This window comes from Streptomyces decoyicus, from assembly GCF_019880305.1.
Taxonomy (GTDB): domain Bacteria; phylum Actinomycetota; class Actinomycetes; order Streptomycetales; family Streptomycetaceae; genus Streptomyces; species Streptomyces decoyicus.
The window spans coordinates 159795-178688 of the sequence record NZ_CP082301.1 but is presented as its reverse complement, the minus strand read 5'-3'; the positions used below and the strand labels follow the sequence as shown (position 1 = coordinate 178688).

The window sequence follows — 18894 nt, the reverse complement described above, 5'->3', positions numbered from 1 at the left end:
CCCCACCTCCCGGCGTTAGCCGGGGGAGTGCCGTAGCTGTCGCCGCGCGCCCGCCAGGGATGACGGGACAGCCTTTAGTAGGCACGGGACGAGCGGCCATGTCAGCCACGACGCCCTCATGTTGTCGGCGGGGTCTCGCACCCTCGCCCAATCTGACGTGACCGGTGACCGGTGACCACTTGGCCCGGAGATTGTGGGGCGAGCAGGTTTGCCGGACATTCCTGTGGCGGTGGAGGGTAGGCGCCCTGTGATGAGGGCTGCGCAACCGGAAGGAGAGCAGCTACGGCTCTGCGCCCTCGCCTGATCGTCCCCGTCGGCACCAGTTGCCGTTGCCGAGGTCCGGGCTCAAAGTAAAAAAGGACACTCATGCGAGATCGGAGCTGGCAATGGTCGTTCTCGGCATCATTCTTCTGGTCGTCGGATTCGTGACGAGCCTATCGATCCTGTCGACAATCGGCATCGTGCTCGTGGTCGTCGGCGCGATTCTGTGGCTCCTGGGAGCGATGGGGCACGCCGTCGCGGGGCGAAAGCACTACTGGTAGCGGCGTCCCGCTGTCGGCACGTTCCGCCGAGGCGGAACGTGCCGAAGATCGGCTGTGTTCCGACCACGACGCTTGGCTACACCCGCCGATCACCCATCGACCTGCTTTTCGCGTCAGAAACCGCAAGCGGAGGAACCGATGTCCACTGGGACACTCATAGGCATCATCGTGGCTGTCGTGATCGTGCTTCTGGTGTGCGCGCTGGCGGCATGGGTGACCATGCGACGCCGTCGGCTGCAATCACGGTTCGGACCGGAGTACGAACGGACCGTGGAGGCCAAAGGCGGCCGTCGGGCGGCCGAGCGCGATCTGCGCGAGCGCGAGGAGCGCCACGATGCGCTGCACATCAAGCAGCTGTCGCCCCAGGCCCGGGAGCGGTATGCCCACGAATGGGACCAGGTGCAGGAACGGTTCGTGGACTAGCCCGAGGACGCGGTCCATGAGGCCGACCGGCTGGTGACCTCGCTCATGAGCGAACGCGGTTACCCGACCGAAGGCCATGACCAGCAACTGAGTGATCTGTCGGTCGAGCACGGGCGCACCCTGGAGCACTACCGCGCAGCCCACGAGGTGAATGGCCGCAGCACGCGGCACGAGGCGACGACGGAGGAGCTGCGGGGCGCGATGGTGCATTACCGCGCGCTGTTCACGGAACTGCTGCACAACGGCCAGAACCCGCGGGAGGGCGGGGCGTGAGCCTGTGCGAGACCGACAGGCAAGTGCGGCCCTGACGGAAACGGAGGCGGAAATATGAGGCGCGGAGATACATCCGAACCTGGAGCGGGCGGCCCGTCCACCGAAGACCTGGCCGGCACGCGACAGCACATGGGCAGCGCGGCCCCGGAGCCCCCGGCCGAGGCGCCACCGACCTTCCCGGGGGAGGCCACAGCCGCAGACCGGGGGGTTTCCACGTCCGCAGGCGAAGGCCGGGACGCCTCATCGGAGAGGAACCGGGAGGCCGAGGTCCAGGAGCCGGACGCACCGCTCCTCGGGCCGGAGCAGGAGGAGTTCCGCAGCCGGTGGCAGCGGATCCAGAGCGAGTTCGTCGACGATCCACGCGAGGCGGTAGGCGCGGCGGACACGCTGGTCGCCGAGGTCATGCAGGCCCTGGCAACGACGTTCTCCGAACACAAGCAAGGACTCGAAGGTCAGTGGCATCGCGGCGAGGAGGTGGCGACGGAGGAACTGCGCGTCGCCCTCCAGCGATACCGCTCCTTCTTCAACCGCCTGCTCAACACCTGACGCCCCACCGGGCGCCCCCTGGTCGGGAGGGCACCTCTGCCGAGATCGTTCTTCTTCGACATTGCGTCCTCCTCCGTCTGGATGATGCGCTATGGCATTCGGCCCAGGGCGACGCGGCCACGCGGTCACGATCAGGCAGTCGAAGATGGCCTCCGTGGGGCGTTCCCCATGCCCTCGGCCGTGGTGGTACCTACCGGAGGGGCCCTCCGGGAGGTCGGGGTGGATCGGTCACGTCTTCAGGTTCGTACGAGTAGCTCGATCGCGCATTCGAGAGCGGGGGAGTGGAGGGCCCGGCCCTGAGGGCTTGCGCGGAGTTCCTTGCGCCTATGGTGGCGAGCCGCCGGACCAGGAGCGCATCAGCGACGCTGTCGGCACTGTCCTCGGGGCGCGGGTGAGAGCCCTTCACGATGAGTGCGGAGCAGCCGGGTCGTGTGCACCGCCCAGGGGCACACCGGCTGCTGTTGCCGGCTGGAGGGGCTTTGGAGTCTCGGGCCGCTGCTCGAAGGAGAGCGAAACTCGAGATGAATTCGGCCCCCTGAGCTCCCAGGACAAACCGAGCACGCCGTTGCCCGTCAGTCTGCCGAGTGCTGTTTGGGGCTCCCCGGGGAACACGTGGTGTTCCGGGGTTCACGGTCCCGGAGCATCCAGCGGAAGGAGACACACCATGGCCACCACCACTCCAGAGGCCCGGGCGGGCACGGCACCGATGAGCCTGCAACTACCGGGCCTCGTGCTGGGCGTGGGGATGGGCGGCTTCGTCGACGGCATCCTGCTGCACCAACTTCTGCAGTGGCATCACATGCTCACCAGCACCAATGACGACCGCATCGGCGTGAAGTACTACGACCCCCATACGGTCTCAGGCATGGAGATGAACACGGTGTGGGACGGGATCTTCCACGCTGTCTGCTGGATCGCCGTGCTGCTGGGCCTGGCAATCCTGTACTCCCGTGTCACCCACAACCGGCGCCGTGTGTGGGCCTCGCGGGAGCTCTGGGGCTGGATGCTGGCCGGCTGGGGGCTGTTCAACATCGTCGAAGGGCTCCTCGACCACCAGATCCTCGGCATCCACCATGTCCACGGCGGCCCCTACCAGATCTGGTGGGACATGGGCTTCATCTTCCTGGGCTTGCTCTTCCTCATCGGCGGCTACGTGCTCCAGCGCACCGGGCCGACCTTCGACCCCTACGCCTCCGCCGGTGGCCGAAAAGGCGGGAACGCCTGATGGGCCAGGACATGCCCATGCACGGCCACACCGCGCCCGGCGGCCTGCCCGAAGTGCTGCTGCCCGCTCTCGGACTGCTGCTCGTCGCGGTCGCCTACCTGCTGCTGGCCCACCGGGCACGCCATCGCAATCCGATCCAGGGGTGGGGGCGATGGCGGGTGATCAGCTTCCTGGTCGGGACCGCCCTGCTGGCCGTAGCCGCACTCCCGCCTCTGGCGTCTTTCGCCCACGATGACTTCCGCGGCCACATGGCTCAGCACATGCTCATCGGCATGTACGCACCGCTGGCCCTCGTCCTTGCCGCACCCGTCACCCTCCTGCTGCGCACCCTGCCCACCTCGCGCGCCCGGCAGCTGACCAACGCGCTGCATCGGCGCCCCGCCCGGGTACTCGCTCACCCGGCCATTGCGTTGCTGCTCTCCACGGGCAGCCTCGCGGTGCTGTACTTCACGCCCCTGTACAACGCGACCATGAGCAGCCTGGCCGGGCACTGGTTGCTGCACGCTCATTTCCTGTTGTCCGGCTGCCTGTTCGCCTACGCCATCGCCGGCCCCGACCCCGGGCCCTCGCGTCCCGGAGTGCGGGCTCGCCTGGCCTGCCTAGGTATCGCGATCGCGGCGCACGCGGGGATCTCCCAGCTAATGTACGGCGGCTTCTGGGTCGACATCCACGCACCCATCGACCAGGTGCAAGGCGGCGCGGAAATCATGTACTACGGGGGCGACATCGCCGAACTCCTCTTGGCCGTCGCCCTCGTCGCCACCTGGCGCCCTGCACCCCGGCCACGGCCCCGCATTGCCACAGACCCGACCCCGACCACCGGGACGCCTGCCCGGCAGTGACGCCAGCTTCTGTCCAGCGGCCGCGGCACGCAGCCGGACGCGGGGCGAGGGCCGCTCGGGGTCACGCGAAAGCGACAGAGCGGCCCAGACGAAGGGCGAGGCTCGGCGACTGATGGACGACGTCAGGTGAGTGCCCTCTGCGTTCCTCGCTCCACGGCCACCGAGGCGTCCCGCTCGTGGGCACGCACGAGGGCGTCAAGGAGGATGTCCTCGTAAGCGAACCGAGCCGCGTACGTCACGAACCAGGCCTTGCTTGGCCTCCCAGCGGGTGCGGGTGCTCTCGTAGGTGCTCAGCCGCACCGGGCCGGGGCGGCGGACAGGCCTGCGGCCAGGAGGAGTGGGACGAGAGAGCCGGAGGAGCCGGTTGCGGTGTCCGAGCGGGAAGACCCGCGCCACCCTGTTCAGCTCGGCAGTGGCCCGGTAGCGGCGGGCGCGTTCGACGCAGCCGCCCACCCGGATCGCAATGTCCTGGCCGGCGGTCCAGGGGCGTGGCTCTTGATCCGCTGCACCCAGGCCCTGTCTGTCCCCAGGGTTTCACCGTCGCCCGCGGCAGGGAGGACGCACGGAGGGGCTTTCCTACCGATCAGTGACGAATGCCTCTGCCGGCGGATCGCCCAGGCTCTTGGCTGACGCCCCCAAAGCAGCTGGTTGGCCGGGCACTTGCCCGGCCAACCAGCCGGTTCGCAGGCAGGAGGTAGTCGGCTACGCCTCGGCGAGGAGGCTTTCGCGCAGGGTTGCGTAGGTGCGGGTGAGGAGGCGGGAGACGTGCATTTGGGACAGGCCCATTTCCTTGCCGATCTCGGTCTGTGTCATCTCCGAGCCGAAGCGGAGCTCGAGGAGAGTGCGCTCACGCTCATCCAGCTGGGCCAGGTGTGGCTTGAGGGCCTGGAGGTCCTCGGCCAGTGCGAGGGCGGGGTCTTCATTGCCGATCAAGTCGGCGACGAGTCCGGTCTGCTGCTTGCTGCCGCCGGCTTCTATGGGCCGGTCGATGGAGCCGGCGTCATAGCCGTTGCAGGCGACCAGGCCCTCAATGACCTCCTCCTCGCTCAGCCCCAACTGGGCTGCGAGGTCGGCGACGGACGGCTCGGGGTTGCCGCGCCCTTCGAGCTCTTCACGGGCGCGGGCAAGGTCCACGCGCAGCTCCTGCAGGCGCCGCGGGACGTGCACGGACCAGGTCGTGTCACGGAAGAACCGCTTGATCTCACCGGTGATATAGGGGATGGCGAAGGTGGTGAACTCGTTCTCCAGCGACACATCGAAGCGGTCGATGGCCTTGATCAGGCCGATCGTGCCGACCTGCACGATATCTTCCATCTCCTGTCCGCGGCTGCGGAAACGGCGCGCGACATAGCGCACCAGAGACAGGTTCATCTCGATGAGCGTGTTGCGCGCGTACTGGTACTCCGGCGTGCCTTCCTCCAGGTCCGACACCCGCTCGAAGAACAGCTTCGACAGGCGACGTGCGTCCTGCGGGGCGACGCGCTGAGCCTCCTCCACCTGCGGGACAGATGACCGAGCAGCCTCATATGTGGCGTCCCTGTCCGAGCGGTTCACCGAAATGTGGGCTCGCGCCGCTGCCATTGCCATGGCTGCTCCTCCCTGATCTCCCCGTCATGCCGTCACGCCCTCACCTACCCGATGACCACACGCAAAACTGCCGTGAGGTAACTATTTCCGCGAGGCAACTATGGCGACAGTTTTTCGGTGACCGGCACGCCGCGAACGCCTGCCATCTACGCAGGTCAAACACCTACCGAACGGAAAGTCCGAGGTCAGAGGGGCGAGGATTTCCCTTCGTCGGGCCCGGAGTGCTGAGCACGGGTGATGCACGAGCGCAGTTGCGGGGCCCTGCTCTTCGATGTCCTCTTCGATCTCCACCAGCCCGTTGTGGTGGCGAGCAGGTCGCACGAGGAGGGTCAGCGGCACAACTCGGCTCATGTCTGCCTCCTCGCCACCCGGTTCACCACGCATGGAGGCGATACCGGTGCCCCCATCGGCCCCGGGCCGGCCCGGCCCCGGACGGCGTCCCCGGCGACGACGTGGACGGAGGCGAGACGTCGTGGCCGGCCACGACGCTACTGAAGCCCGGCCGCCAGTATCGGTAGTGAACGGCGCGGGACTGACGAGTGGAGGGGACGCGGAACGAGCGGAATGGCCTCTGATGAGTCAGCCGCCACTCGCAGCCGGTGCTGTGCCAGCGGCCGGCCCTGTCTGATTTCTATCGGCGCGCTGTGCGCGAGCGCGGCGCGCGACGGTGAACTCACCAGGGCCGTTACCCCCGGGCGCCGTCTTCGCGATCTATCGCCGGCGAGGCACGCGCTACAGACTTCGTGTGCTCCACCAGTACGCCCGAACGCCTTTTCACCCGGAGGAACTCATGGTGCCCTTACGCGCATCTGTCACAACCGTTGCCGCTGCCGGCCTGCTGGCTCTCATGCCCGGTACCGCGCTGGCGGCCCCGGTCGCGCTCGATGACGGCAGCTTCGAATACCCGACCGCGCCTGCGAACTCCTTCAGCGCGCTGACGGCGGGACAGTCCATCGGTCCCTGGACGGTCGACAGCGGTTCGGTGGACCTGATCGGCAGCGGCTTTTGGCAGGCGGCTGACGGGGCGCAGTCCGTCGACCTCAACGGCCAGGGCCCAGGCAAGGTGTCGCAGACCTTCACGACGACAGCGGGCAGGACGTACACGGTCTCCTACGCGCTGGCCGGCAACCCGGCGAGCACTCAGGGCGTGAAGACAGGTCAGGTTCTCATCGACGGACAGAACTTCCAGGACTTCTCGTTCGACACCACTGGCAAGACCTTTGCCCGGATGGGTTACGTGGGACGTCAGGTGACGTTCGTGGCCACCGGTGCCTCCACGACCTTGTCGTTCGCCAGCACCACTGCCGGCGGCGCCTACGGTCCGGTGATCGACAACGTGAGGGTCGGGTCCTGCTGCTCCTGCTCTTCCTGCTCCGGCTGAAGCCACGGCGGCTCGTCCGCGGGCGAGCCGCCGATCACGGCCGAAAGGCCGAAAGGCTGAGAGGGGGCTGAACCCGAGGAGGCGGCGCCGCACGCGAACGTGATCCTGCGGTGCGGCGTGATCGCAATCGGTTCGGCGATCCCTTACGGGGCAGCCCTTAACTAAAGGCTGTCCCGTAACGGAGAACGGCGCCTCAGGCATGCTGGTGCTTCGTTGCGGCGTGGTCCGGATCCAGGACGGGACACTGAGCGCCTGAGCTGCGCTGTGAATCGGTTCGTTGGGTGAGTGACGAGCCGTTTTCCGGCGACAGACACCCCGCGGGTCTACGACCCCAAAGGCGGCCGGCAACCCGAGCACGGCGGCGAGTTCATCTTCGGTGAATCCGCCACCTGGGAGACCGAATAGGCGGTGACGAGCACCGACACCCCGGCTCTATGGGAAGGCGACTGCGCAGGCATGGGATCGCCTGCGTCCACGGCTGACCGACTGTGCAGGCGTGGGCCCCTTGGCCTCCACGGCTGACGCGGTGAGCGGCCTGCCTCGACCACAAGGGTCCGGTCCCATCCTTGAAGGCACCGTCATCCGGCTCCGAGCGAAAAAGTTGTCGGCGGAGACTTGAACAAGCCGGTCCGGCTGTGGTGGTCGGGCACCGGCGCCACAACGGAGGGCTCGGATCGCTGCTGGCAGTCGTTCCGCCGAAGATTCGACATCGAGCACAACGTTCCGCCTGTTGAAGCAGACCCCGGGCCGGACGAAGCCGAGACTTCGTGATTCCTCGATGGTGGGGGGCGGGTGGACGTGGCTGGTGATTGCCGCACATACCCAGGTGCACCAAAAACCGCACAGCCCGGCCCGGGACGCCCGCCTGGTTCGAAGAACCGTCGCTCGGCCCCCCACCACGGCGTGGGCCGCCTGCTCGCCACCGGGGAGGCATACAGCCGACCCGCCCACCACAAACCAGGCACAAAACCCCGACGCAGGTCCGAGTAGATCAGTTCGCCAGCGAAGTCCGAATGCGGTCGATAGCGCGCAAGGCCTCGGTGCGGTTCTTCGCCCGCTTCATCCAGCCCGGTAGCCGCGCTATGAACGTCATCTTCTTCCCCGATTCGTACCAGGGAGCCCGCTCACGCAACGGTGCCTGTACGAACTGCCGGATCATTTCCAGGTGTTCCGGGTTGTAGGCCCAGATTCGGCCGTGCCGCGTCTCGGTCTGCAACCACAGCGGCAGCTGGAAATAAGGGTCAGCGATCGGCCCGGATCCCCAGGAGAACGTGAGCAGCACCCCCGAATTGTCTCTCCTCGACTGCCGGGACAGGCCGCAGCTGCGGCAGACGAGACTTCGCTGATCGAACATCGTCGGCGGCCCACTGCCCGCAGCTCGGGGCGCTGGGACTACGTGGGCAACCTTGGCACACTTCGGGCATTGCACAAGGACCGCGTCGAGGAACGAGTACTTCGAGCGCTGAGGGTCCCGAAACCGAGACGACGAAGACAACGAGACCACCACCCCAGTATGCGGTCCAGCCCCTGGCCCCGACTGCAGGGGCCAGGGGGTTAACGACTGGGTAGGCCCGCACCACCGCGTCGATGAGCTGCCTCTCCGCCGCAAGGGCTGCTTGAACAGCGCTCTTGCTCTCATCTGTCATGTCCGAACCTTACGGAAACCTCCTACAGGTCACAGCGAATGGTTGGCGGAACCTGCCCCGGCCGCGCCAGCAGCGCCGTCGTTTCTCGTGAACATTCCAGGCCGAGTTGCTCATCAACTGCCGTTGGGCCCCGTTCGGGCGCCATGGTTACTGACCGTGGCAGGGATGCCGGCGAGCTCGACGGAAGGGAAGCCGAGTCGTATCGGGCCACAGCATGCTGGGACGGGTCGTCCCCCAGCCAGCCGCCCCCAGTTGATGCACGTCCCTCTGGCATCCACGTACACCGGCCCGGCGTAGGACGCAAAGGAGCCGTGGTCCTCGTGTCTGGCGCTGCCGCTGACGGCGCGCTGGATCCAGACGCCGATCATCCAACGCTCGGATCCCTTGGACGTCACGATCTGATTGATGACGCAGTTTCCCCGTCGACGCGTTCCAGGTGAGGAACACCGTGGTGGCGTCTCCGTACGGCAAAGAGTCGACGAGCTTGTAGCCGCTTCCACAGGCCCCGTTGTAGGTGCCTGCGGCGCTGGCTGCGGGAGCGGCGATCAGCGCTCCGGCCGAGAGGGATGCGACGGCCGTGAGTATCGCCAAGATTCTCTTGGCTTGCTTCACTCTGTTGATCCCGGAGAAGGGCGGCGGCTACTGCTGCGGTCTCGACGGGGCCGACGGCCCCAACATGGCCTGCGAGGCCTGCGGCTTGCCCGTGGCGAGCAGGATCGACGACTGCTCGCTCTTGCAGGCGGTGTGGCTCGCCCCCACGCCGGCCGGCCCGGCCGCATCGGCGTACCCAGTGCCGCTGCCGTTCGGGGTGTGGCTGTGGCCGGCCTTCCCCGAGCCGTACCTGCCGTCCCCGCATCGGGCGTCATGCCCGACGGCGTCCTCCGAGACGACCCACCTGCGCCGCGCCCCCGTCACCTGTTCCGGGCCGATCCGGGGGCGTTCCAGCGCACTCTGGTCCGGCTGCCGGCCGTCCGCAGCCCATGGCTGCGCGAGATACTCGAGAACCTCACGTACTACATCCGCATCGGCCTCTTCTAGCCCGCGCCCGGTCACATGGTCGGCCGGGCCCAGGGCTACGTACCGTCCGCCGACCAGCGGCGATGCCGGTCGTATACCGTCTTCCACCTGCCGAATCGCGTGGGCAGATCCCGCCATGGGATACCGGTCCGCTGCCGGAAGAAGACGCACCGCCCCCAGCACCCCGGCCCGCACCACGGGCGAGAAGCCAGCCCCTGAGTGCACGACATCGCCGGTGAGGATGCAGCGAGTCCACCCAGGTGCGCACCACTCCCGGCCGTGGGCACCCGATGCGCGGCGATGCGGCTACTGGTGCGGACAGTTGGTCACCGACCATACGCGGAGTCGCGATGTCGTGGAGTGACGGAAGAGCATCACCCTTGCGAGGGGCCCGATCTGGGGCCGGTCCGCACCGGCAGCCCCCTGGCGGGGGCGGGATGCCCTTGCGGTCAGTCCACTCTGCCCGTGCGTACCTGGCATCCGCCGTCATCCGCCGTGTATCCAGGAAAGGTTGACAAGTCGCGCGCCAGACGAAGGATTTTCATGCACGATCACGAAAAGGCTGGAACTACCGGGACTGCCAACGTCCGTACTCCTGCCGACAAGCCTGTAGCCACCCCACCCACACCGCCGCGTGGCCTACTCCCTCTGCAGGCCAGCGCTGGAAATGCTGCCGTCGTGCAGATGCTCCGCCAGGCCGGACACTCCTGGGCCCCGCCTGAACAGCACCAGCACAACGCTGGTTGCGGACACCGGACCGAGCAGCCTGCCGTGCGGCGGTCTGTCGTCCACGACATCCTGCGTACCAGTGGCCGACCATTAGACGAGGCGACCCGCAGCGATATGGAAGCCCGGCTTGGCGCGGACTTCTCCGACGTGCGTATCCATGACGACAGTGCGGCCAAAGCCTCCGCCGCCGAGGTCGGCGCCCGCGCCTACACCTCCGGTAGCCATGTGGTGATCGGAGCGGGCGGTAACGACAAGCACACCCTGGCCCATGAGCTTACCCACGTGGTCCAGCAGCGTCAGGGGCCTGTCGCCGGAACCGATAACGGGGCGGGGCTGCGTGTCTCGGACCCCTCGGACCGGTTCGAGCGCGAGGCGGAGGCCACCGCGCGCCGGGCGATGTCGGGTTCTGTCCTGGCCGGGACGGGTGTGCAGCGCGCGGCGGCGAGTGTGAGCTCGGTGGTCGCGCCGACTGTGCAGCGGAATGTCCAGGACCACCTCACCGACCAGTACTGGCAGGAGCGGGCTTCGAATCAGAAGCCTGTAAAGGCGCCGACCAAGACGTCGAAGGGCCGCACCGGAGACGGCATCCTCCTCGATATCGGGCCCAAGCTCATCAAGGAGCTGGCCAACATGTGTGCCGGGAAGTCCGAGACCGAGCTGGACGGGATGGGACGGCTTGAGCTGTTCCGGGCGATGGAGGCAACGGAGGCCGCAGACATCGAGGAGTGGTGGGGCGGGGAGGGTCATACACCGGCCGAGAAGATAACCGCCATGAACGACTGGATCATGGCAAATCAGGGTGAGAAGAGCCTCGGGGGCGCGTTCAACAAGACATATGGCGAGACGAAGAAGACCGCGCGCGACCCCGATGCTCCGAAAGACGGCATCCTGCCGATCGGCCATCACCTCGGCGATGAGGAACAGGCCCGCACCTACTACAAGAAGCCCGCCACGCAGGTGCTGATGAAGTTCACGCTGAAGCCCGGCGCGCACGAGCTGTTGTTCCATCCGGACCATATGGCCGTCTCAGGGGAGAGCAAGGGCCGCACACCGCAGTCTCTCAGGAACCTTCACGGCGGCATGCCGCAGGCTAAGAAGGGTGAGGGGATGCTTGAGGGGTATGTCGGGATCAAGCAGGAGAATCCGCGGCAGTACGCCCAGGACGAGCAGGGGAACCGCGACCTGGTGGACGGGCGGGGGGATTTCAGCCTGGCCCTGGGCACCAAGTGGTCGCGGCTGCTGTTCCAGATGTTCGTCGAGCGCATCGAGAGAGTCCGCTGAGCTTGAGGAGCAGAGCGCATCGTCTGGTCCGGTGGCATCGAGCGGTGCGACCGGGCCCAGTCGCAAGGGCAGTCCGGTGGCATCGAGCGGTGCGACCGGGCCCAGTCGCAAGGGCAGTCCGGTGGTGGGTTGATCAGCACGTGGGCGCTGTGACGGGCCGGTGGTGCAGTTGCCCGGCGCAGGGCGGGCAGCCGAGCGATACTGCGTGACTGGTTACCCGCCGGCCGCGCAGATCTCGATCTGTTCGCTGTCCGCCGGCGCCGTCAGTGGTCTGCCTGGCCCTGTCAACCCTCAGGGCTGGCCACGTCGTTGGCTAGGAGAGCCGGCGGTCGAAGAGCTCCGGCCAGATGAACCCGGTGTAGCCCTCGAAAGATGCTGGATCGATGTCCTTCAGTTTCTCGGCAAGGCCGGCCGCCGGCTCCGTGAGTGCCCTCTCGCCGCATCGGGCACAGCTCATGGAGTTGTCACGGCTACGGGTACGGAGCCTCCGGCTGATCCGAGGTGGCGGGCGATCGCGGTGACCGGTTTGCCTCTGTCGCGGCGTCGCGGCGTCGCGGCGTCGCAGCGTGATGGCGTGCATTTCGCCGCCCAACGACAGCTCGTGTCGCCATCCGCCGACACCGAGCGCCGGGAAGCGAGGGAGCGCTCGGCGGCGCAAGAGGCGTGGCCGAGTTCGATGACCTGCTGCATGCCGAGGGCATTGGATCCGAACTGGACTACCAGTTCGCCGACCATCGCGCCGAGCGCTTCCTCAACAGGAGTCAGGGCGGTACTGACAATCTGCTCGACGTCCTGCCGCCAGACCTGGTTGATGATGCTGCGTACGGCGAGGCAGGTGGCCTGCCGAAAGCTGAGGCCGCCGCCGTCACTGACCGGCCCTCAAGCGGGCCTGAAACCGAGAACGGGCCCGGCGTGAACCGCACTTGCCCAGGAACATGGGTCGGGCGGGCGTTGGAAGAATCACCGGCAGGTCATCAACGGGACCCGGCGACGGACCGGTATCACGTGGCGGGACGTACCGACACGGTTCGGCGGCAGGCAGACCAGACCTGTTGGACCGTCGCCGGCGCTGGTCGGCAGACGGCACATGGGGAGCATCTTGTGGGCTGTACAGGCCGACGCCGACCAGCAAGGCCGGCCCGGCGGACGCGGCGACGGGAAGCACGTTCACCACCGTCAAGGAATTCAGCCTGCCGAGCCGTGCAACTGCGCAGGAAAAGGCTCAGACGACTATGACCCGGCGCCCGCGCGTGTGACCGGCATGGCTGTCGATGTGTGCCGCCGCGGCCTCGGCGAGCGTGTACGACTTCTCGACAGGGATGTGGAGCTTTCCCCGCGAGATGAGGCCGGCGGCCTCGGCAAGCGCTGCCGGCACACTCCCGGCCACGCCGGAGAACCGGACACCGAGCTCCGGCGCATCGAGATCGGCGATGGAGATCACCTTCTGCGGGTCCCCGGTGAGCTCGACGAGCTCGCGGAGCACGCCCGAGCCGGCCAGATCGAGAGCTGCGTCGACATGGCCGAGCTGCCGCACCCGCTCGACCCAGCCCGCGCCGTACGTCGTGGCGAGGGCACCCAGGCTCCGCAGATAGTCCTGGTTCGCGGCCCCTGCCGTGCCGATCACCCTGATGCCGCGGTCGCGGGCGATCTGCAGTACCGCCGATCCGACTCCCCCTGACGCCCCGCTGACCAGCAGCGTCTGCCCGGACTGCACACCGACCTGGCGGATGATGCGCAGCGCGGTCTCCACCACGGAGGGGTACCCGGCGGCTTCTTCGAACGTCAGACCCTCGGGCATACGGGCCCAGGCCGACAGCACGGCGAACTCGGCATAGGTGCTTGAGCCTTCGCCGAACACGTGGTCGCCGACCTCGACCCCTGCGACGCCCTCGCCGACCTCGTCCACCACTCCGGAGGCGTCCAGCCCGACTCCGGCGGGCAACTCGATCGGATGGGCCTTCAGGAGCTGGCCTTCCCGGACCCTCCAGTCGACGGGGTTCACGCCCGCCGCCCGCACGGCGATGCGTACCTGACCGGGGCCCGCATGGGGCTCCTCGGCGTCGATGAGTTGCAGAACGTCCGGACCGCCGAACTCGGCGAAGCTCACTTTCTTCATGCGGCCGAACATAGCACTAACGGTTAGTGTTTTGGAACAGCTCCGGATACGTACCTGGTAGCGTTAGGGCATGACCGTGCCGTCCGGGCGTCGTGAGCGCAAGAAGGCCGCGACCCGCCAGAAGATTGCCGACACCGCCCTGCGGCTCTTCCTGGAACGCGGGTACGACGCGGTGGGTATCCGTGACGTGGCCGCTGAGGCCGACGTGGCCGTCACCACGCTCTTCTCCCACTTCGCGTCCAAAGAGGCCCTGGTGTTCGAGCAGGACGCAGAATTCGAGCAACGCCTCACGCAGGCGGTCACCCGCCGGGCGCCGCACGAGCCACTCATCCCTGCGCTGCGCCGCGAAATCAAGGCCCTGGTGCGACATTGCACGGCGGACAGCGCCGCCCCGATCTGGCGCATGATCGACGAATCACCTGCCCTGCGGGAGTACGAGGACTCGATGAGGCTGCGCCATGCAGAATCGCTGGCAACGGCCATCGCCGCCGATCCCGACCTGTCACAGACCACAACGGCCTGCCGGACGATCGCGAGGTTCGTGATCGACGCCTATGCGCTGGCCCGTGAGGCGGCCGATCCGGAGGCCGCGGTGGACGAGATCTTCCGGATGATCGAGGCGGCCTGGGAGGTCACCTGCCCTTGAGGGCTGGCCGGCGGGTAACGAGCGAAGCCAGAGGCGAATGGCGGCAACGCTCACGGTGCTGTGGCAGATGTACGCCCTCTTGCCGAATCGGGTGGCTGCGGCGCGGAAGCCCTTGAGGGCGTTGACCGTACGCTCGACTTCATTGCGGCGCTTATGGATTGTCTTGAAGGCCGGCGCGGCAGGACCGCGGCTGAGTCGATGCTGCCTTTTGACGACGTATCAAGTCGTATGTCACCTCTTGTGCAGGCAGGCAATGGGGGCGGCCTGATGAACACCCGTCCGTGACACGCCTACCAGGGCAGGGTCCGGGTGCAGCTCGTAGCCCGACCGTGTGACATGCCCGCCGATATGCGGCCGCCGAGCGCGCCGGTCTGCACCGCCTGCGGTGCAGGGTGTTTTCGTCTGGGGCCGGGTATGTGACGGCTCCCGTGCCTGTCCCGGCGGGTCGCCCGACGTCCGGCCGTTCTTATGCGCGTCGGCTGTTCCCCGCAGGCGGGCCGCCCGAAACGCCGAAGGGGAGATCGTAGTGGCAGGAAAGGCCAACGAGCATCGCGAGGCGTCTGCGCAGCTTCTCAGCGGCCAAAAGGCGTTGGTGACCGGTGCGAACTCGGGCATCGGCCTGGCGACCGCCGTTGCCCTGGGCCGGGCCGGAGCGGATGTCGTGGTGAACTACGTCGTCGGTGCGGACGAGGCCGAGAAGGTCGTGGCGGAGATCCAGGACTTCGGGGTTCGCGCCTACGCCCACGAGGCTGACGTGTCCGACGAGGGCCAGGTGACCGCCATGGTCGCGCGGATGGTCGAGGAATTCGGCACCATCGACATCATGGTGGCCAACGCGGGCCTCCAGCGTGATGCGCCGGCGACGGAGATGACGCTCGCCGAGTGGCAGAAGGTCATCGATGTCAACCTGACGGGCCAGTTCCTCTGTGCACGGGAGGCCGCCAAGGAGTTCGTCCGGCGCGGCGTGGTGGAGGAGGTCTCCCGGTCGGCAGGGAAGATCATCTGCATGAGCTCGGTCCACCAGATCGTCCCGTGGTCGGGCCACGTGAACTACGCCTCCTCCAAAGGCGGTGTCGGCATGCTGATGCAGACCCTCGCCCAGGAGCTGGCCCCCAAGCGGATCAGGGTCAACGCGGTGGCACCCGGTGCGATCCGCACGCCGATCAACAAGGACGCCTGGTCCACTCCCGAGGCCGAGGCCGACCTCCTGCGCCTGATCCCGTACCGCCGCGTCGGCGACCCGGACGACATTGCCAATGCCGTCGTTGCCATGGCATCCGACCTGCTCGACTACGTCGTCGGTAGCACGCTCTACGTCGACGGCGGAATGACACTCTTCCCCGGCTTCGCCACCGGAGGCTGATCTCCGATGCAGGTCATGTCACGCCCCGCCGGGTGGTGGTCCTCGGTGGGGGGTTCGCCGGGCTGTTCGACGCCCGTGCCCTGCGGCGGTCACCGGTCGCGGTGACCGTGGTCGACCGCTGCGCCCACCACCTCTTCCAGCCTCTGCTCTACCAGTGCGCCTCCGGAACCCTGTCCGAGGGCCAGATTGCGCAACCGCTCCGCGGGGTCCTGCGACGCCACCACAACGTGGGGTGCTTGCTCGCCGAAGCCATCGACGTGAACGTCGACGCCCGGCTGGTCCACGCACAACGACCCGAAGGCGGAGCTGTCGAGCTGCCCTATGACGACCTGATCGTCGCGATCGGCATGCGCCAGTCCTACTTCGGGCATCCCGCATTCGCTGCACACGCTCCCGGGATGAAGACTCTGGGCGACGCGCTGGACCTCCGCCGACGGATCTACCAGGCGTTCGAGATGACCGAAAGGGCCGTAGACGACCGGGAAGGCACCAGTGGCTCACCTTCGCGCCCGTCGGCGGCGGGCCGACCGGCGTCGAACTCGCCGGACAGATCAGGGAGATCGCCGGCCACACACTCGACCGGGAGTTCCGGACGATCGACGCGGCCGGGTTCCGGTGGGAGGCCACTACTACGTCAGCCCGGACCGGGACGATGGCGGAACGTGGTCGTTCTCGGCAGACCAGCTCATGCAGACGGCCATCGCACTGTGGCCGGGCTCCGCAGCGTCCGGGCCTTTCCCGCCCAAAGATGCCACTGACCTCGACCTCCACACCGGTGACGGTCATTGCCACATGACCTTCTATCCAGAGGGCCCCGCGCTCGTCTTCCCTGATCAGGACCCGCTCCTCATCCCCGCCCAAGTCATTCTTGGCCTGCTTGACGCACTGGCACCCGGCACGCCGACCGTCTGGTGGACGGACATTGATGGCACCCCTGAAGATCTCGACCTGACATGTGACGCCACCGTTCTGGCAGAGGACTTCAGTTCCTGAGCGGATCCTTTTCGCCGGTGCTCGCCGAGCTTTACGAGCAACTGGAGAGAAGCCAGTGTCGGTGCTGTGCTCCCGCCGCTGTGCAATAACGCCCTCGTGTGGCTGAGCGCTCCAGTCGGCGCAACTGGCCGACTGGAGCGCTCACAAGAGCGCCTGGGCGACGCGGTCGCCGGAGGCGGTGTAGGGCCTCGGGCGTCGGTCAGCGGGCGGCGAGGAGCTCGAGCGTGTCGATCACGCGGTGCGAAAAGCCCCATTCGTTGTCGTACCACGCGACCACCTTGACGTGACGGCCCTCGACGCGGGTGAGGGCCGAGTCGAAGATCGACGAGGCCGGATTGCCCGTGATGTCGGACGACACGAGCGGATCGTCCGAGTACTCGAGGATGCCCTTGAGCGGCCCCTCCGCCGCGGCGCGGTACGCCGCAAGCACCTCGTCGCGCGTCACGTCACGGGTGACGGTTGTATTGAGTTCGACGATCGAGCCCACCGGAACCGGCACGCGGATCGAGTCGCCCGACAACTTGCCGTCAAGGTTCGGCAGCACTAGGCCGATCGCCTTGGCAGCGCCCGTCGTGGTCGGCACGATGTTGACGGCGGCGGCACGGGCGCGGCGGGCGTCACGGTGTGGCCCGTCCTGCAGGTTCTGCTCCTGCGTGTAGGCGTGCACCGTCGTCATGAAGCCGTGCTCGATGCCGGCCAGGTCGTCGAGCACCGCGGCCAGCGGCGCAAGGGCATTGGTCGTGCAGGAGGCGTTCGAGACGATCGCGTGCACGTCCGGGTCGTATGCGTCCGTGTTGACCCCCAACGCCAGCGTGACATCGGCACCCTCCGACGGTGCACTGACCAGCACCTTCTTCGCGCCGGCGTCGAGGTGGGCGCGGGCGGCCTCGGCCGACGTGAAGCGGCCGGTCGCCTCGAGCACGATGTCCACGCCGAGTTCGGCCCACGGCAGCTGCGCCGGTTCACGCTCGGCGAGTACCGCGATGCGACGGCCGCCGACGACGAGGGCGTTCCCGTCGACGGCCACCGGGCGACCGAGCCGGCCGGCCGTCGTGTCGTAGGCGAGCAGCCGCGCGAGGGTGGCGGGCTCCGTGAGGTCGTTGACCGCGATGATCTCCAGGTCGCTGTCACGTTCCAGCAGTGCACGCAGCACATTGCGTCCGATGCGGCCGAATCCGTTGATGGCGATGCGCGTCATGAATGGTGTCCCTTCGGTTCATCATCAATTTCGCGCGCCGCATCCGCTCGCGACAGCGGCGTGATCGCCAGGGTTCAAAAGGATCGCGCCAGGTGACGGTGGGCTACTCGCCCCGGGTGAAGGTGCGCCGATACTCGCTCGGCGTCGTGCCGAGGATGCGATGGAAGTGCAACCGCAGATTGGCACCGGTGCCCAGACCGACGTCGGCGGCGATCTGCTCGACATGCCGCTCCGAACGCTCGAGCAGCTCACGGGCCAGGTCGATGCGGGCGCGCATGACCCACTCCATCGGCGTGTATCCCGTGTCTTCGACAAAGCGCCGCGAGAAGGTGCGCGGCGACACCGCAGCATGCCGGGCGAGCAGTTCCAGGGTGAGGGTCCCGCCCAGCCGGTGCAGCGCCCACTCGCGGGTGGCGGCGAACCGCTCACCAAGTGGCTCGGGCACGCTGCGCGGCACGTACTGCGCCTGACCGCCGCTGCGGTAGGGGGCCGCGACCAGGCGCCGGGCCGCGTGGTTCGAAGCGGCCACTCCGAGGTCGCCGCGCAGGAGGTGCAGGCACAGGTCGATGCCCGATGCTGCGCCGGCCGACGTCAGCACGCTGCCCTCGTCGACGAACAGAACGTTCTCGTCGACCTGAACGAGTGGATGCCTCGCCGCGAGCGCCCGCGCGTAATGCCGGTGCGTCGTGGCGCGCTTACCGTCGAGCAGGCCCGTGGCGGCGAGCGCGAAGGCGCCCGTAGAGATGGCGGCGAGCCGCGCGCCCCGATCGTGGGCGGCGACCAGCGCGTCAACGACGGCCTGTGGCGGGTCGTCGCGGCCCGGGAAGCGGTAGCCAGGGACGAAGACGATGTCGGCCCACGCAAGCGCGTCGAGGCCGTGGGCGACGTAGTACGACAGGCCATCGCCGCCGGTCACGAGACCGGGTGCCGCCCCGCACACCCGCACCTCGTACGGCATGCTCGCGCGGGTGGTGAAAACCTGCGCGGGAATTCCGACATCGAGCGGCTTCGCACCCTCGAGCACAAGGACGGCAACGCGATGCAGGCGGGAGGCTGGCACAGGAAAGAGGTTACGCGGGGGCGTGA

15 protein-coding genes and 5 pseudogenes are annotated in these 18894 nt (G+C 67.7%); 13 read left to right on the top strand and 7 right to left on the bottom strand.

Annotated elements, in window-relative coordinates; genetic code table 11:
- Window positions 1-386 precede the first annotated feature (386 nt).
- The 5 genes and pseudogenes from K7C20_RS00790 (at window position 387) to K7C20_RS00770 (ending at window position 3851) form a co-directional block, all read left to right on the top strand.
- Entirely contained in the window at window positions 387-542 is a 156-nt protein-coding gene (locus K7C20_RS00790; protein ID WP_167352516.1) for a DUF6131 family protein, read from the top strand.
- A 138-nt stretch (window positions 543-680) separates the two neighbouring features.
- Window positions 681-1238: pseudogene (locus K7C20_RS00785) on the top strand (hypothetical protein).
- A gap of 54 nt (window positions 1239-1292) precedes the next feature.
- Complete coding sequence (locus K7C20_RS00780) at window positions 1293-1784, top strand: hypothetical protein (RefSeq protein ID WP_053209374.1); 492 nt, start codon at window positions 1293-1295, stop codon at window positions 1782-1784.
- 664 nt (window positions 1785-2448) lie between these two features.
- Window positions 2449-3009: a DUF2243 domain-containing protein gene (locus K7C20_RS00775; RefSeq protein WP_030084081.1), complete on the top strand. Its 561-nt coding sequence runs from the start codon at window positions 2449-2451 to the stop codon at window positions 3007-3009.
- Complete coding sequence (locus K7C20_RS00770) at window positions 3009-3851, top strand: cytochrome c oxidase assembly protein (RefSeq protein ID WP_048829749.1); 843 nt, start codon at window positions 3009-3011, stop codon at window positions 3849-3851. The genes K7C20_RS00775 and K7C20_RS00770 overlap by 1 nt, the downstream gene beginning before the upstream one ends.
- Window positions 3852-4553: 702 nt before the next feature.
- Here K7C20_RS00770 and K7C20_RS00765 read toward each other — a convergent pair.
- A complete protein-coding gene (locus K7C20_RS00765; RefSeq protein ID WP_053209375.1) occupies window positions 4554-5438 on the bottom strand; it encodes a SigB/SigF/SigG family RNA polymerase sigma factor in 885 nt (294 codons plus the stop codon).
- Between the two features lie 790 nt (window positions 5439-6228).
- On the opposite strand from K7C20_RS00765, the gene K7C20_RS00760 reads away from it, so the two are divergent.
- The gene (locus K7C20_RS00760; RefSeq protein ID WP_053209376.1) at window positions 6229-6819 is read left to right on the top strand and encodes a choice-of-anchor C family protein; all 591 of its coding nucleotides are present in this window, start codon (window positions 6229-6231) and stop codon (window positions 6817-6819) included.
- Between the two features lie 991 nt (window positions 6820-7810).
- Here K7C20_RS00760 and K7C20_RS39175 read toward each other — a convergent pair.
- On the bottom strand, window positions 7811-8101 hold the full coding sequence (locus tag K7C20_RS39175; RefSeq protein WP_342452579.1) for a hypothetical protein: 291 nt from the start codon (window positions 8099-8101) through the stop codon (window positions 7811-7813).
- Window positions 8102-9075: 974 nt separating this feature from the next.
- On the opposite strand from K7C20_RS39175, the pseudogene K7C20_RS37975 reads away from it, so the two are divergent.
- Window positions 9076-9503 (top strand): annotated as a pseudogene (locus tag K7C20_RS37975) (hypothetical protein); the annotation flags it as partial.
- Between the two features lie 41 nt (window positions 9504-9544).
- On the opposite strand, the pseudogene K7C20_RS00740 reads toward K7C20_RS37975, so the two are convergent.
- Window positions 9545-9649 (bottom strand): annotated as a pseudogene (locus K7C20_RS00740) (transposase); the annotation flags it as partial.
- 376 nt (window positions 9650-10025) lie between these two features.
- On the opposite strand from K7C20_RS00740, the gene K7C20_RS39370 reads away from it, so the two are divergent.
- Window positions 10026-11492 (top strand): eCIS core domain-containing protein, encoded by a 1467-nt coding sequence (locus tag K7C20_RS39370; protein WP_048829753.1) that lies wholly within the window; start codon window positions 10026-10028, stop codon window positions 11490-11492.
- Between the two features lie 923 nt (window positions 11493-12415).
- Window positions 12416-12630, top strand: a pseudogene (locus K7C20_RS37965) (transposase); the annotation flags it as partial.
- Window positions 12631-12714: 84 nt separating this feature from the next.
- On the opposite strand, the gene K7C20_RS00730 reads toward K7C20_RS37965, so the two are convergent.
- A complete protein-coding gene (locus tag K7C20_RS00730; protein ID WP_030084101.1) occupies window positions 12715-13608 on the bottom strand; it encodes an NADP-dependent oxidoreductase in 894 nt (297 codons plus the stop codon).
- 70 nt (window positions 13609-13678) lie between these two features.
- Here K7C20_RS00730 and K7C20_RS00725 point away from each other — a divergent pair, with 70 nt between their 5' ends.
- The gene (locus K7C20_RS00725; RefSeq protein WP_030084103.1) at window positions 13679-14254 is read left to right on the top strand and encodes a TetR/AcrR family transcriptional regulator; all 576 of its coding nucleotides are present in this window, start codon (window positions 13679-13681) and stop codon (window positions 14252-14254) included.
- Between the two features lie 21 nt (window positions 14255-14275).
- On the opposite strand, the pseudogene K7C20_RS00720 reads toward K7C20_RS00725, so the two are convergent.
- Window positions 14276-14461 (bottom strand): annotated as a pseudogene (locus K7C20_RS00720) (IS5/IS1182 family transposase); the annotation flags it as partial.
- A gap of 319 nt (window positions 14462-14780) precedes the next feature.
- On the opposite strand from K7C20_RS00720, the gene K7C20_RS00715 reads away from it, so the two are divergent.
- The 3 genes from K7C20_RS00715 to K7C20_RS00705 are packed head-to-tail and all read left to right on the top strand — an operon-like array spanning window position 14781 to window position 16610.
- Window positions 14781-15617: an SDR family oxidoreductase gene (locus K7C20_RS00715; RefSeq protein ID WP_030084105.1), complete on the top strand. Its 837-nt coding sequence runs from the start codon at window positions 14781-14783 to the stop codon at window positions 15615-15617.
- Window positions 15618-15649: 32 nt separating this feature from the next.
- On the top strand, window positions 15650-16375 hold the full coding sequence (locus tag K7C20_RS00710; RefSeq protein WP_343236125.1) for an NAD(P)/FAD-dependent oxidoreductase: 726 nt from the start codon (window positions 15650-15652) through the stop codon (window positions 16373-16375).
- A 34-nt stretch (window positions 16376-16409) separates the two neighbouring features.
- Window positions 16410-16610 carry a hypothetical protein gene (locus K7C20_RS00705; protein ID WP_078953246.1) on the top strand — a complete coding sequence of 67 codons (201 nt, stop codon included), beginning with the start codon at window positions 16410-16412 and terminating at the stop codon, window positions 16608-16610.
- A gap of 199 nt (window positions 16611-16809) precedes the next feature.
- Here K7C20_RS00705 and gap read toward each other — a convergent pair whose 3' ends face one another.
- Window positions 16810-17808 (bottom strand): type I glyceraldehyde-3-phosphate dehydrogenase, encoded by a 999-nt coding sequence (gap, locus tag K7C20_RS00700; RefSeq protein WP_030084111.1) that lies wholly within the window; start codon window positions 17806-17808, stop codon window positions 16810-16812.
- 103 nt (window positions 17809-17911) lie between these two features.
- Entirely contained in the window at window positions 17912-18868 is a 957-nt protein-coding gene (locus K7C20_RS00695) for a GlxA family transcriptional regulator (RefSeq protein ID WP_030084113.1), read from the bottom strand.
- Window positions 18869-18894: the final 26 nt, after the last annotated feature.

Bases quoted from the DNA above. Each gene is read 5' to 3' on its own strand.
- K7C20_RS39370 (WP_048829753.1), top strand. From the start codon at position 10,026: ATGCACGATCACGAAAAGGCTGGAACTACCGGGACTGCCAACGTCCGT.
- K7C20_RS00770 (WP_048829749.1), top strand. From the start codon at position 3,009: ATGGGCCAGGACATGCCCATGCACGGCCACACCGCGCCCGGCGGCCTG.
- K7C20_RS00725 (WP_030084103.1), top strand. From the start codon at position 13,679: ATGACCGTGCCGTCCGGGCGTCGTGAGCGCAAGAAGGCCGCGACCCGC.
- K7C20_RS00705 (WP_078953246.1), top strand. From the start codon at position 16,410: ATGACCTTCTATCCAGAGGGCCCCGCGCTCGTCTTCCCTGATCAGGAC.
- K7C20_RS00760 (WP_053209376.1), top strand. From the start codon at position 6,229: ATGGTGCCCTTACGCGCATCTGTCACAACCGTTGCCGCTGCCGGCCTG.
- K7C20_RS00775 (WP_030084081.1), top strand. From the start codon at position 2,449: ATGGCCACCACCACTCCAGAGGCCCGGGCGGGCACGGCACCGATGAGC.
- K7C20_RS00765 (WP_053209375.1), bottom strand. From the start codon at position 5,438: ATGGCAATGGCAGCGGCGCGAGCCCACATTTCGGTGAACCGCTCGGAC.
- K7C20_RS00730 (WP_030084101.1), bottom strand. From the start codon at position 13,608: ATGAAGAAAGTGAGCTTCGCCGAGTTCGGCGGTCCGGACGTTCTGCAA.
- K7C20_RS00780 (WP_053209374.1), top strand. From the start codon at position 1,293: ATGAGGCGCGGAGATACATCCGAACCTGGAGCGGGCGGCCCGTCCACC.
- gap (WP_030084111.1), bottom strand. From the start codon at position 17,808: ATGACGCGCATCGCCATCAACGGATTCGGCCGCATCGGACGCAATGTG.
- K7C20_RS00790 (WP_167352516.1), top strand. From the start codon at position 387: ATGGTCGTTCTCGGCATCATTCTTCTGGTCGTCGGATTCGTGACGAGC.